Annotated in this window: 12 protein-coding genes and 1 pseudogene; 5 read left to right on the top strand and 8 right to left on the bottom strand. The window is 66.9% G+C overall.

The annotated features are described in order from the left end of the window. Positions 1-211 precede the first annotated feature (211 nt). On the top strand, positions 212-1,297 hold the full coding sequence (locus tag AC1RMY_RS20755; RefSeq protein ID WP_492867741.1) for a hypothetical protein: 1,086 nt from the start codon (positions 212-214) through the stop codon (positions 1,295-1,297). Positions 1,298-1,474: 177 nt separating this feature from the next. Here AC1RMY_RS20755 and AC1RMY_RS20750 read toward each other — a convergent pair. The 3 genes and pseudogenes from AC1RMY_RS20750 to AC1RMY_RS20740 all read right to left on the bottom strand — a co-directional run. Further along, positions 1,475-1,657: pseudogene (locus tag AC1RMY_RS20750) on the bottom strand (IS5/IS1182 family transposase); the annotation flags it as partial. Between the two features lie 508 nt (positions 1,658-2,165). Beyond that, entirely contained in the window at positions 2,166-3,275 is a 1,110-nt protein-coding gene (locus AC1RMY_RS20745) for a helix-turn-helix transcriptional regulator (RefSeq protein WP_492867739.1), read from the bottom strand. A 148-nt stretch (positions 3,276-3,423) separates the two neighbouring features. Then, positions 3,424-4,368, bottom strand: coding sequence for a PfkB family carbohydrate kinase (locus AC1RMY_RS20740; RefSeq protein ID WP_492867737.1), 945 nt, complete (start codon positions 4,366-4,368; stop codon positions 3,424-3,426). A 54-nt stretch (positions 4,369-4,422) separates the two neighbouring features. Here AC1RMY_RS20740 and AC1RMY_RS20735 point away from each other — a divergent pair, with 54 nt between their 5' ends. Both AC1RMY_RS20735 and AC1RMY_RS20730 read left to right on the top strand, forming a co-directional pair. After that, positions 4,423-5,205: a GntR family transcriptional regulator gene (locus AC1RMY_RS20735; protein WP_492867735.1), complete on the top strand. Its 783-nt coding sequence runs from the start codon at positions 4,423-4,425 to the stop codon at positions 5,203-5,205. A 252-nt stretch (positions 5,206-5,457) separates the two neighbouring features. Then, the gene (locus AC1RMY_RS20730) at positions 5,458-6,075 is read left to right on the top strand and encodes a helix-turn-helix transcriptional regulator (protein WP_492867734.1); all 618 of its coding nucleotides are present in this window, start codon (positions 5,458-5,460) and stop codon (positions 6,073-6,075) included. Positions 6,076-6,092: 17 nt separating this feature from the next. Here AC1RMY_RS20730 and AC1RMY_RS20725 read toward each other — a convergent pair whose 3' ends face one another. The 5 genes from AC1RMY_RS20725 to AC1RMY_RS20705 form a co-directional block, all read right to left on the bottom strand. Continuing rightward, positions 6,093-7,118, bottom strand: a complete 1,026-nt coding sequence (locus AC1RMY_RS20725) for a 5-oxoprolinase subunit C family protein (RefSeq protein WP_492867732.1) — start codon at positions 7,116-7,118, stop codon at positions 6,093-6,095. Further along, positions 7,115-7,849 (bottom strand): 5-oxoprolinase subunit B family protein, encoded by a 735-nt coding sequence (locus AC1RMY_RS20720; RefSeq protein ID WP_492867731.1) that lies wholly within the window; start codon positions 7,847-7,849, stop codon positions 7,115-7,117. Before AC1RMY_RS20720 ends, AC1RMY_RS20725 begins: the two co-directional genes overlap by 4 nt. Beyond that, positions 7,846-8,604 carry a 5-oxoprolinase subunit PxpA gene (locus AC1RMY_RS20715; protein ID WP_492867729.1) on the bottom strand — a complete coding sequence of 253 codons (759 nt, stop codon included), beginning with the start codon at positions 8,602-8,604 and terminating at the stop codon, positions 7,846-7,848. The genes AC1RMY_RS20720 and AC1RMY_RS20715 overlap by 4 nt, the downstream gene beginning before the upstream one ends. Positions 8,605-8,695: 91 nt before the next feature. Continuing rightward, positions 8,696-9,472 (bottom strand): SDR family NAD(P)-dependent oxidoreductase, encoded by a 777-nt coding sequence (locus AC1RMY_RS20710; RefSeq protein WP_492867727.1) that lies wholly within the window; start codon positions 9,470-9,472, stop codon positions 8,696-8,698. After that, a complete protein-coding gene (locus tag AC1RMY_RS20705; RefSeq protein WP_492867725.1) occupies positions 9,472-10,170 on the bottom strand; it encodes a hypothetical protein in 699 nt (232 codons plus the stop codon). The genes AC1RMY_RS20710 and AC1RMY_RS20705 overlap by 1 nt, the downstream gene beginning before the upstream one ends. A gap of 118 nt (positions 10,171-10,288) precedes the next feature. Here AC1RMY_RS20705 and AC1RMY_RS20700 point away from each other — a divergent pair, with 118 nt between their 5' ends. Beyond that, complete coding sequence (locus AC1RMY_RS20700; protein ID WP_492867723.1) at positions 10,289-11,140, top strand: IclR family transcriptional regulator; 852 nt, start codon at positions 10,289-10,291, stop codon at positions 11,138-11,140. Continuing rightward, positions 11,137-11,961 (top strand): ABC transporter permease, encoded by an 825-nt coding sequence (locus tag AC1RMY_RS20695; protein ID WP_492867721.1) that lies wholly within the window; start codon positions 11,137-11,139, stop codon positions 11,959-11,961. The genes AC1RMY_RS20700 and AC1RMY_RS20695 overlap by 4 nt, the downstream gene beginning before the upstream one ends. The last annotated feature ends 47 nt before the right edge of the window (positions 11,962-12,008 follow it).

The following is a 12,008-nucleotide window of genomic DNA, read 5'->3' as shown; positions in this document are numbered from 1 at the left end:
GCGCAGCGGGCGCCGGCCACCGCATTCCAGGACAGTTTGCCGCGACGCGCCCTTTCCACGTGCGCGAACGGAGAAGTGTTGCGTTTGCCGGGGCGGGCATCGGTCCGCACGCCCCGGCCATGAGGCGCGGAGCGACCGGGAATCCGGCGTTCCGAGCAGCGTCCCATCCTACTCCGGGCCGCGGCACCGGCGGGCGGGGCGGTAGGCCGAGATGCTGCACAGCGACGGGCGTGGACGCTCATCGAGCCCAGGCAGTGCCTCATCTCATTCGCGTTCTGCAAGCAACCGCGTTCCAACGGAGAGACCCATGGCACTGAACCCCGCGGACGGATATCCGCATACCCCTTACGATTACGCCCAATATGCTGGCAATCGAGACCAACAGGCCGAGCAATACGTCCTCGATATCGACTCAATCATGCGCGCCACCTATGCGCCCAACATCTACGATATCGGGCGGAACATCTTTCCGATCCTCTATGCGGAATCGACCTTCGACGGCGGCCGCTACACGCTGGTCAGGGACGCACACACGTCCTACACCTACCAGAACGTTGCTCCGATCTATGATCAGGTGAAGGCAATCTGCCATATCCCGCTCGGCATCTTTTCGATCGTGTCGGCCTATTTCCAGTATGCGGCGAACAGGCAATGGCAACCCGCGCTGCAGGATTATCAGAGCAAGGTTCAGCTCGTCCGGGACAATCTGGATCGCCTCGGGCTTCCCGACACCTTCACGCGCACTTTTTGCCGGAACATCCTGGATGGATCCCTGACTTACATGCAGACGATCACGGGAGGCGGCGCGCTTTCGGCGGAAAGCTTCGCGGCCTATGCCCGGGCGCTGACCACCCAGATCGCGCATTGCCAGGGCGTGGCCGCCCGGAACCAGGTTGACGTCATGACCGGCGTTCTGAACGGCTGGAAGGAGATGCTCGGCCAGGAAGAGTGGGACAAGATGTATGTCGTCGTCGGCGCCATCTGGACGCTCAGCAAGGAAAGCGCCCATGAACTCATTATCAAGGCGATGATGAAGCCCGAGCTGAGGGAGACCCATGTGATCGTCAGCGAGGCCGTCCCGACCCTGGACGACGCCAAGACGCTGCTCGGCCGCATTGTCGGGGACCGGATCATGTCGGAACTGGTCTTCGATCCTGACGGCGGCGAGGTGGGCAAGGAGAACATCTATTCGCTGTCGACCCGTCGCGACCTGCTGTCCCAGGCGATCGAGGAGATCGTCGGTGATGTTGCGTCCAAACAGGTCGCCGCCACGGCTGGCTGCCCACATATGGCCTGACCCGGGAAGGGAGGCGCAGGTCGGCGGTTCTCGTTGATTTGCGCCTTCTGGGTCGGCCCAACACGGGGAACTTGTTTCCTCGGGCCTCCCTTTCGAGACAACAGGCCGGAGATGAAAGCGCCGACTGCCGTCGCGATCTCCGCCGGCGCGCACGCATCATCCGCTATCCTCACGATCGGCTCTCGACCCAGCGGCATCAGACGGGCAGTGCCCGAGGCGCTCCTGCGTCCACTCGATCATGGTCCGAGCTGCGCCAACCTTGGCCTGCCGGATGGCGCGGCTGGTCTCGACATCGATGATGATGACATGGTCGAGGTCGATCAGGTTGCTGGTGGCATAGGCGAAGAAGGCATGGCCCTTGGGGCGTGATACCTCTCTCGCGAGTTCCTTCTTCGAGTAATCCGGGTGTTCGCAGCTCTGTACTGGAGCGGTTGATATTTGGCGCGCCAGTCGGGATAAAGTTGCGAACGCTTATATATTTGAAATACCGATGTAATTCAAAATACTCTCTGAACCGTCCAATGTGGCCGGTCACCTTTCCCTGAGGCTGTCAATCAGCTCGAACTGGGGCCCGCGCCGGCTGAGATCGAGATCACTTCTGAGATGGTTGACGCTGGGATCGCCGTTGTTGAGGATTTGGCGGATCAGTTTCCAAAGCCTCTTTTGGTAGAGGCGGTCTTTCAGGCAATGGCGGCGGTCCGGTCAGATAGCGCAGCGGCGGGTGTCCAAGGAAGTTGATGGGACCCGTGAGGTCGCAACGGCGCTAGATTGCGGGCGATCGGCTCGGGGGAGCAGATCGATGGTGATACGCGTCGCCAGTCGTTTGCCGGCTGCTGGTTCCGACCGGTTGCCTGTTGCGTCGCTCCCGTCAGGGGCGCGGTCGCAGCGGCAGCACGGCGCCGCGCAGCAGCGAGACGAGCTGGCTCTGCTGCCGCGTCTCGGTCTTCTGGAAAATCCGCGCGAGATGGGTTCGCGCCGTCGAGATGCGAACGCCCTGCGCAGCCGCAGCCTGCATCAGCGACATGCCGCTGGCCAACGCCGAAGCGAAGCGGGCCTCACTCTCGGTCAGGTTGAAGAGCTGGCGGCTGCTGAGGACCAGATCGGCCGTCATGCCGAGCGGCCGCAAGGCGATCATCACCTTGGGCGGCCCACCCGCGCGGCTCTGGGAAGGCGCGGTCGGCACGACGCAGGCCGAGAGCGCGCGGGAGCCGTCCCCGCCACCCTGGATGATCAGGCTGCTGCGGTGTTCCGCCAGCGGGTCGGCAGCGCTGCGCAGCGCCGTTTCGACCAGCCGCTTGAAGTGGCGCTGGTCGGCCGGCTGGCGTGCGAACAAGCGGCCCTGATGGAGGCCGACGGCAGCCTCGGGATCGGAGAGAATTTCGTCGGCGCCTTCATTGGCGTACGAGACCAGCAGGTCGCGGTCGACGATCACGATCGCCATGGTCAGGGCGTCGAGCGCGCCGCGGGCCTCGTCGCGTTGGATTTTCAGGTGCCCGACCTCCCGCTGCAGCTCCGCGACCCGCCGCAGCGTCGGCGACAACCGCAAGAGCAACGTCGTGTCGTCGGCATCGAAGCGCTCCTGGTGCTTCCCGCGTTGCACGTCGAAGAACCAGCAGGAAGGGCCGGCCTCGGCGACCCGGCAGGCGATCCCGCCATACATGTCCTGCGGCGCCATCCATTCGCGCCAGGCTCGGCTGGAACGAAGGGCCTCTTCACCGAAGACGTCATTGTCCCGATAGACGACGCCGACCGGAATGCTGCGCAGGGCCTCGCCCATCCGAACGAAATCCTCAGCGAGATCTTCGTAGCAGCGACGGAGCATGGCCTCGTCGCTGTTGGTGCTGATCGCATCGGCCGCCGTCATGCCGGGGCCGAGACGCGCGAGGCAGGCTTTCGAGCCGTTGAAGAGCTGGCGCAACTGGTCGACCGCCGACGGCATCCGCTCGGCGTCGAGCGCACCCGCGAGAAGGCTATCCACGGCAGACATCACGGTGTCGACGCTCGGAGCCGGCATGATCGTCCTTTATCCTCGCAGTGTCCCCCACAGAACGCTTACGGTGCGGAAGGGTAGCAACATGGGTTGCTTCCGGAAAGTCCAAAGACGATCCATAAAACGCGATCTGTCGTCACGGTTGCGTGCCGAGCAACTGGTCGATATCGGCCTGCGTGCCGAGAGCCTCGAACACGCCCGGTCGGCGGGTCGCTATCGCGCCAGCCGCCGCGGCTTCGCGCAGCGCGTCGGCGGTCGCGCGGCCCCGCGCCAGGGCAAGGCCGAGCGTCGCCGCGAAGGCGTCGCCGGCGCCCAGCGCATCCACCGCCTCGACCGGCAACGCCGGCTGCCCGATGGCGCCCTCGCTGCTGATCGCCACCGCGCCGGCCGCTCCCAGCGTCAGCACCACGAGCTTCGGGCCGCGGGCCAGCAGCGCCGGACCCAGTTCCTCGATGAAGCGCGCGGGTTCGGCAGGCTCGCTTGCACCGGGCAAGATCTCCGCCGCGAGCGCCTCGGCCTCGGTCTGGTTCAGCACAAGAATGTGGGTGTCGGCGAGAATCTCCGGCGGAGTCGAACGATAGGGCGAGGGGTTGAGCAGTGTCGGCACGTCCGCCTGCCGCGCCAGCGCGAAGGCCTCGCGGATCGGTTCGTCGCCGATCTCGAACTGCGCCATCACCATCGCGGAAGCGGCGATCCGCGCTGAGGCATCGCTCACATGCCTGGCCGAGAGCGCGCGATTGACGCCGGGATCGACGGCAAGGCAGGTCTCGCCCTGCGCATCCGTGAAGCCGACGCCGCAGCCGGTCTTGCCGGGGAGAGCGATCAGCATCACCGCGGGCAGGCCGGCCTTCGCCAGTGCCGGCGCCGCGAAGGCCGCGGCGATGTCGTCGCCGATCGCGAGGAGCCCGTCGACCTTCGCGCCGAGACGCCGGGCGGCGATGGCGAGATTCAGTCCTTTGCCTCCGGGCTCGATTGTCACAATATCGGCGGCGAGCGACTCTCCGGGGCGGGGGAAGCGCTCGACCTTGGCCGAGCAGGACACGACGAAGCTACCAAGAACGAAAATCGACCCGTCGGTCATCGCGTTTGAACCTCTCAACTTCCTCCGGCACGTTTGCCGCCGCTTCGTATCGTCATGCCCAGAACCACGCCCTCATCGAAGGTTCCGTCGAAGCCGCCGTTCCAGGACCTGCTGGAACTGCGCGACGACACCGCCAAGCCGCTGTACCAGCAGCTTGAAGATCAGCTGACGCGGCTGATCGGCGACGGAACTTTGCCTCCGGGAACGACGCTGCCGGCCGAGCGCCAGCTCGCCGAGCGGCTGAGCGTCAGCCGTGCTACCGTGCAGCGATCCTACAATGCATTGCGCGAGCGCAAATTGCTCAGCGCGCAGGGGCGCCTCGGCTCGATTGTGCAGGGTTTGGGTTCGCGCTTGCATCCCGGCATGGACCGGCTCAAGGGCTTCACGGAGGAGATGCGGGAACTCGGCCGAGTGCCGTCCTCGCGCATCCTGGAGCGCATGGTCGTGACCGATCGCTCCATCGCCTTGATCTTCGGTCGCTCGTCCGATGCCCGCTTTCTCAAGCTCGTTCGCGTGCGCAGCGGCGATGCCAGGCCGATGTCGCGCGAGGTCGCCTGGTACGATCTCGAACGCGCCCCGGAACTGGAGCATGTCGATCTGAGCGGGTCCGTCTATGCCGAGCTGGCGCGGCTCGGCACGCCGCTCGAACGCTGCGAGCAGACCATCGAGGCCGCGGCGCCGACCTCCGACGAATGCGCGATCTTCGGCTTCGCCGAGCCCTTGCCCTGTCTCTTGATCAAGCGCCGCAGCTTCGGCCGTGATGGCGAGATGCTCGAATACGTCGAGGGCCTGTTTCGCGGCGACGCCTACACCTACAAGCTGTCGCTGCGCATCTGACGCGAGAGCATATTCGAGCGAAGCGGATACCGGTTCGCGTGACGCAAAAGGCTCCAGGTCTCAGTCGCGTGTGATCAAGGTCACAGAGCCGCGACGCTCGCTCGCCGACAATCCCCGTCCTTGCGATTGAACCCGTCGTCGCCGTGACGCGACGAAAGGGGGACAGGAGAATCTTCAGCCTGTCATGGCCGGGTCCGGCGCACTGTTACTTGAGGGACAGCGAAGATGCTCCAGCTTGTTGAATCTCCTCGCATGACGATGAGCTTCTCCTTTCCCTCCCCGACGGGCTATTCCGCTCCTCCCTCCCGTGGCGCCGACGCGGATTCGGACGATGTGGGCCGCGGCGCCAAGCCTCTTTTCATCATCGATGCCGATCTGCGCATCCATTTCAGCAACCAGGGCGCTGCGGCGCTGGCGCGCGAGGGCCTCGGTGCAGGCGGCCGTCTGGTCTGCGCCGACAAGCTCTTCTCGGCCCGTCTCCAGACCTGGCTCAAGCGCCGCTGCGCCGGCGCGGCGGCGGAGGAGATACGCCTGTCTCTCTCCACGTGCTGCGGTCGGCAGATCGTGGTCGATGCGGTGCATCTCGGCGGGGCCGGCATGGATCTGTTCGTGCTGACGATCGACGATCCTCAGCGCATGATCGACCGCAATGTCGACGAGGTCGCCGAGGCCTGCGGACTGACGCCGACCGAAGCGCGCATGCTCGGGCTGATCGTGAAGGGGCTCGACACCGTCGTTGCCGCCAAGAAGCTCGGCATCGCCCGCACCACCGCCCGCACGCATCTTCAGCGGCTTTTCGCCAAGACGGGGACGGCCCGCCAGAGCGAACTCGTGCGCTTCGTCGCGACCTTCATCGAAGAGGCGGCCTGAAGCACACGGCCGCGCGGTCAGGTCGGTCCGTGCGCGTCGATCCAGCCATCGACCAGTGTCAGACCGAGCAGGAACTCGGAGCTGAAGGCGCTGCGCGTTAGGGGCTCGATGGTGATCGGCCGCGAAAGAGATAAGCGCTCCTCCGCCAGGGCTGCGACCGCCTCGGCATGCGACACCGCGCGAAAGGCGATCTGCGTGCCCGGCCTTGCCTGGGCAAGGCGACCGAGATCGGCGCCGATGATGGTTGCGATCTTGGGGTAGCCGCCGGTCGATTGGCGATCGGCCATCAGCACGATCGGCTGGCCTTCGCCGGGAACCTGGATCGCGCCCATGGCAACGCCGTCGGAGGGAATGTTGAAGCCGAGCCTGTGGCTGAGTGTCGGCCCCTCGAGGAAGCAGGCCATGCGGTCGCCGCGCGCCGATATCCGCCATGGCCCGGCAAGAAAGGCTGCGATCTGGTCTTCGGAGAAGTAATCGTGCTGCGGACCGAGCAGCACGCGAATCGTCTCGGGCTCGCGTGCGAGCAGGGGCGCGATGATGAGGCCCGTCGCGATCTCCTTGGCCTCGGGCGCGCCTGCCGGCAGCCGGTCCCCGGCGCGCAGCATGCGCCCGTCGAGGCCGCCCATGCCAGTGCGCGTATGCGTCGCGCTGGAACCGAGCACCTGCGGCAGGTCGATCCCACCCGCGATGGCGAGGTAGCACCAGACTCCGGCAGAGCCAGCGCGCAGCCTTAGAATCGCGCCCGGTTCGAGGCGCGCCACCACGCTTGCGGGCAGTGCCTGGCCGTCCAGCGCAATCTGGAAATCGCCGCCCGCGACCGCGATCGTGATCGCGGCGTCCTCGGCCGTGACCTCGATCCCGCCGAGCGAAACCTCGATCGCGGCGGCATTGGTCAGGTTGCCGAGCGCATGATTGGACAGGGCATGCGCGAACGGATCCATCGGGCCGGCACCGGTGACGCCATAGCGCAGATAGCCATGCCGGCCGCCATCCTGGACAGTGACGCCGGGCCCGGCGGAGACGACGCGCAGCGAAGCCGTCATGGCGCCAGCCTCCGCGCCACCACCTCGCCGGCTTCGGCGCGCGCATCGAGCAGCGCGAAGGTTGCGGCGTCGATTGGCTCGAAGCGCAGGCTGTCGCCGGGTTCGAACAGGAAGGCGCTCATGCGGTCCGGCGCGTAGAGCCGTTCCGGCGTGCGCCCGACGACATACCAGCCGGTCGGCATGGAGAAAGTCGCGATCGCGCTCAAGCCGCCTCCGACCACCACCGCCTTGCTGTCGTGGGGCGGGCGCGGCCTGGTTCGGCGCGAGATCGCAATCGCCTCGGGCAGGCCGCCGAGATAGGTGAAGCCCGGCGAGAAGCCGTACATGTAAACCCGGTAGCTGGCCGAGGCATGGATGGCGGTCGCCTCGGCTGCGGACAGCCCCATCAGCGCGGCCATTTCGGCCAGATCCTCGCCATGGGGGAGATCGTAGCAGCATGGCACGATCCATTGTGCCGCGGCGCGCTTCGCCTCGACTGCCGCTGTCAGGCGATCCTCGACCAGAGCGACCAGCCGTGCCCGCTCGAGCCGGAGCGGATCGTAATGGATCATCAGCGAGCGGTAGGTCGGAACCAGTTCGCGCAGCCCTTCCGGCGGCTCGGCGGCCAGCGCCGCGTCGAGGGCCAGCACGCGGTCGTTGATGGCCGGATCGACCGTACGGCCGAACTCGACCACGAGCGCGGCCTCGCCGGCATCGAGAAACAGGGGGCGGTTGCCCTGATCAGTGCTCATGCGAAGGCGGAAAGCCCGATGCCGGCCTGCTCCAGTGCCGCACGGACGCGCCGGGCGGTGGCGACGGCATGGCTCGAATCGCCATGCACGCAGACGGAGCGGATCGGCGTCGGCAAGCGCCGGCCGGACAGCGTGATGATGGCGCCCTCGGTGACCATGGCGACGACGCGGTCGGCCGCCTCCTGCGGGTCGGTGATCATCGCGCCCGGCAGGCTGCGCGCGACGAGCAGGCCCTCTTCGGTATAACCGCGATCGGCGAAGATCTCCTGGTAGACCTGCAATCCCGCCGTCTCGCCGGCCGCGACCTGCGCCGTCAGCGCCGTCCCGAGCAGGGAGAGCGCAGGGTCGACCGCCTTGATCGCCCGCGCGATCGCGTCCGCCACGGGGCGCTCCTCGCAGGCGATGTTGCCGAGCGCACCATGCGGTTTGACATAGGTGATGCGATGGCCGGCATAGGCGGCAAGAGCGGTCGCCGCTCCGATCTGATAGGCGACGAGGCGCTCGATCTCGCCGGTGGAGAACGGAATCCGCCGGCGGCCGAAGCCCCAGAGATCGGGAAAGCCGGGATGGGCGCCGACCGCGACGCCGCGCTCGCGCGCGACCATGAAGGCGTTCGCCATGATCTCGGGGTCGCCCGCATGCAGGCCGCAGGCGACATTCGCCGATGTCACGATCCCGAGCATGGCCTCGTCGTCGCCGCAGCGATAGGCGCCGAAGCCTTCGGCGAGGTCCGAATTGAGATCGATCGTCGTCATGCCCTGCCCCTCGACCCGGCGCCGGACGGGGCGCAGACTCGCTTTCGCCGACCATAGGATGATCGGCACAGGCGGAGATAGAGGCTGATGATCAGTAAGTCGCCCTGCCGCCCGACAGGTCGAAGATGCCACCGGTTGAGAAGGAGCACTCGTCCGAGGAGAGCCAGAGCACCATCCGCGCCACCTCGTCGATCTCGACGAAGCGGGCCATCGGAATTCGGCCGAGGATGTCGGCGCGGCGTTCGGCCGAAATCTCCCGTGCCATCGCCGTCTCGGCTGCGGCCGGGGTTATCGCGGTGACGATGATGCCTTCCTGCGCCGTTTCCTTGGCGACGCTCTTGGTCAACGCCATCAACCCGGCCTTGGAGGCGCTGTATGCCCCCGCCCGTGCCATGCCTTCCTTGCCCTGGATCGAGGCGATGTTGACGACATGCCCGCGCAGCGGATGTGGCGTCACGCGCGAGGGGCGCGGCGCCTGCCTCCGCATATGTCCGACGACCGCGCGCGTCACCAGATAGGCGCCGAAGAGATTGACCTGCAGGACGCGCTGGAAATCCTCCGGCGATGTCTCCCAGATCGGTTTCACCTCGCCGAGAACGCCGGCATTGTTGATCAGGATGTCGATCCCGCCATGGGCGGAGAAGGCCGCGTCGGCTGCGCGCTCGACCTCCGCCGGGTTGGTGATGTCAACGGTACGGATGCTGACGCCGAGCTCGGTTGCTGCCTCCGCCAGCGCGGCGGCATTGGCATCCCAGAGCTCGACCCGAGCGCCGGCGTCGAGAAGGGCCCGGGCGATGCCGCGCCCCAGCCCGCCGGCGCCGCCGGTGACGATCGCGAAGCGACCGGAAAGGTCATAGGTCGCGCCCATCAGCCGGCACTCCAGGCGGTCTTGGTCCGCGTGATCTGGTGGCGATAGAGCCCGAGAGAATAGGGGCCCCGGCCGCCGATCGCATCGAGCTTGTCCTGAGCGAGCTCGGCTTTCGCCGTCGCGACGAAGCCCGGCTCGTCGCCCCAGCCTTCGAGCAGCAGCACCCAGCGCGGCACGGTGTTGGCGACGCCGCGCGCCTTCTGCTCGGCGGTGGCGACGCCGCTCGCCTCGGCGTCGGCAGTCAAGAGATGCACGGAGGCGGTTCCCGGCTTTCCGAGCAGGTCGGGAATCGTCCGGCGTAGCAGGCTCGCCTTATGCGTTGCCGCATGTTCGTCGGCAACGTCGTAGCGCAAGGTCGCGATCAGCCCGCCCTGGGCCGGGCCCGCGCTGTGGGCGACGCGGCAGATCGAGCGCGCCACCGAGCGGAAATGCTTCACGGCGGAAAGCGTCCAGGGCGTCGGCGCATTGACCCGCGCCGTATAGTCCTGCCCCTTCAGCACCTCCACGCTCAAAGCCTCGTAGAGATTGAAGAATTCGAGGTCGGCCTCGATCGCGACATAGCGCCGCCCGCGCTGGAAACCGGGTATGCCGACGCGCTCCGGCATGTGTTCCTGACCATGCCAGGCATAGAATTCGTCGCGCCCCTCCGGCGCGATGTCGTGCCAGATCGCGACCGCGCCTTCCCCAGACAAACTCACTGGCATCCTCCCGCTCTTGTTTGGCGAGGCGCGTTGACTCCGCCTCTGTGGCCTCATATACGGAAATCGATTCCGAATTGGAATTCAATTCCAAAAATAAGAATACAGGGATGAAACGGTGACGATCGCAGCGGTGGAGCGCGCGCTGAATATGCTGGAGGCCCTGGCGGGGGAGCCCGACGGTGCCGATCTCAGCGTCCTGTCGAGCCGTCTCGATCTGCCCGCCAGCGCGACGCATCGCCTGCTGACGACGCTGGCCGAGCGCGGCTTCGTCGCGCAGGATGTAGCCACCGGCGCCTACGGGCTGACGCTGAAGCTCTCGCAGCTCGCCTTTCGCAATCTCGATCTCCGTGGCCTACCGGATGCGGGGCAGGTCGTGCTCGATGCGCTCGCCCACAAGACGCGCGAATATTGCCGCCTCGCCGTGGTCGAGGATGAGAGCCTGGTCTGGATCGCCCGGGCCCAGGGCGCGACCGCTGGCTTGCGTTACGATCCGCCAATGGGCACCGAGATCGTCCTGCACGCGACGGCGACCGGAAAGGCCTGGCTCGCCTCGCTGCCCGAGGCGGAGGCGCTGAGGATCGTCTGCGCCCGCGGTTTCCAGCTGGGCGACCGGACGGGTCCCAACGCCCTTTCGGACGTCGATGCGCTGCGCGCCCACCTCGCCGAGACGCGCAAGCGCGGCGTCGCGCTGGCCGTCGAGGAGGGCGAGATCGGCACGGTCGCCATGGCCATTGCCTTCCGCGAAGGTCCCGCCCCCGACGCCGCCATTGCCGGCACGCTCAGCGTTGCCGGACCGTTGCCGCGCATGACCGAGGAGCGGCGCGGCCCGATCGCCCAGGCGCTGCAGGAGGCGGCGCGGGACATGGCCGCGATCTGGCCGCTGCGCCGGAGGCAGATGCAGGCGCCGGCGAGGCCCGGCGCCAAGGGACAGCCGCAAGCCGAACTCCAGGCGAGAACCAGCGCATGACCGACAACGCCGCTCCTGCCCCGACGACACGGTCGGCTTCTCGGTCCGAAGTCGCTCCGAGCCGCTTGGCCGCTTGGGCCTCGGCGATCGCCTGGCCGCTGGCGAGCTTCGGCGTGCTGCTTCTGGCCTGGGAGGTGCTCGTGCCCCTGGCCGGCATTCCGGAATACATCCTGCCGGTGCCGAGCGCCTTCTTCGAGCGGCTCTGGACGGACCGGGCTCTGATCTTCCAGCACACGCTGGTCACCGCCAACGAAATCGTGCTCGGCTTCCTGATGGCGGCGGTGATCTCGATCCCGCTCGGCTACATCATCGTCTCTGTCCGCCTGCTGGAGAAGGCGGTCTATCCGGTGATCGTCTTCTTCCAACTCGTGCCCAAGATCGCGATCGCACCGCTCTTCGTGGTCTGGTTCGGCTTCGGCCTGTTCCCGAAGGTGCTGCTGACCTTCCTGCTCTGCTTCTTCCCGACGCTGGTCGCCAGCATGACCGGCTTCCGGGCGCTGGACGAGCGCGTGCTTTATTTGACCCGCTCGATGGGCGCGACGCCCTGGCAGACCTTCCGAAAGGTGCGGGTCCCGGCGGCGCTGAACTACATCTTCTCGGGCCTGAAGGTCTCCGCAGTCTTCGCCGCGACCGGCGCGATCGTCGGCGAGTTCGTCGGCGCCAATTCGGGCCTCGGCTACCTCCTGCTGCGCGGCACGAGCTTCCTCGACATGCCCCTGATCTTTGCCTGCCTCGTCGCGCTGAGCTTCGTTGGCATCCTGTTCAGCTATCTCGTCGACGGGCTGGAGGTGCTGCTGATGCCCTGGCAGCGCAAGAGCTGAGAACCACCCCATAAATCATCGATCCGGGCTCAACCGGGACATCTGGG

The organism is Allobosea sp. GW822-FHT03F07 (assembly GCF_058801345.1).
The sequence above is the reverse complement of the archived record's forward strand: the minus strand, read 5'-3'. Positions and strand labels throughout refer to the sequence as shown.

What these genes read in the sequence shown, in the direction of transcription:
- AC1RMY_RS20710 (WP_492867727.1), bottom strand. Translation starts at nt 9,472, where the DNA reads ATGGGCGCGACCTATGACCTTTCCGGTCGCTTCGCGATCGTCACCGGC.
- AC1RMY_RS20730 (WP_492867734.1), top strand. Translation starts at nt 5,458, where the DNA reads ATGACGATGAGCTTCTCCTTTCCCTCCCCGACGGGCTATTCCGCTCCT.
- AC1RMY_RS20755 (WP_492867741.1), top strand. Translation starts at nt 212, where the DNA reads ATGCTGCACAGCGACGGGCGTGGACGCTCATCGAGCCCAGGCAGTGCC.
- AC1RMY_RS20715 (WP_492867729.1), bottom strand. Translation starts at nt 8,604, where the DNA reads ATGACGACGATCGATCTCAATTCGGACCTCGCCGAAGGCTTCGGCGCC.
- AC1RMY_RS20695 (WP_492867721.1), top strand. Translation starts at nt 11,137, where the DNA reads ATGACCGACAACGCCGCTCCTGCCCCGACGACACGGTCGGCTTCTCGG.
- AC1RMY_RS20725 (WP_492867732.1), bottom strand. Translation starts at nt 7,118, where the DNA reads ATGACGGCTTCGCTGCGCGTCGTCTCCGCCGGGCCCGGCGTCACTGTC.
- AC1RMY_RS20735 (WP_492867735.1), top strand. Translation starts at nt 4,423, where the DNA reads ATGCCCAGAACCACGCCCTCATCGAAGGTTCCGTCGAAGCCGCCGTTC.
- AC1RMY_RS20740 (WP_492867737.1), bottom strand. Translation starts at nt 4,368, where the DNA reads ATGACCGACGGGTCGATTTTCGTTCTTGGTAGCTTCGTCGTGTCCTGC.
- AC1RMY_RS20720 (WP_492867731.1), bottom strand. Translation starts at nt 7,849, where the DNA reads ATGAGCACTGATCAGGGCAACCGCCCCCTGTTTCTCGATGCCGGCGAG.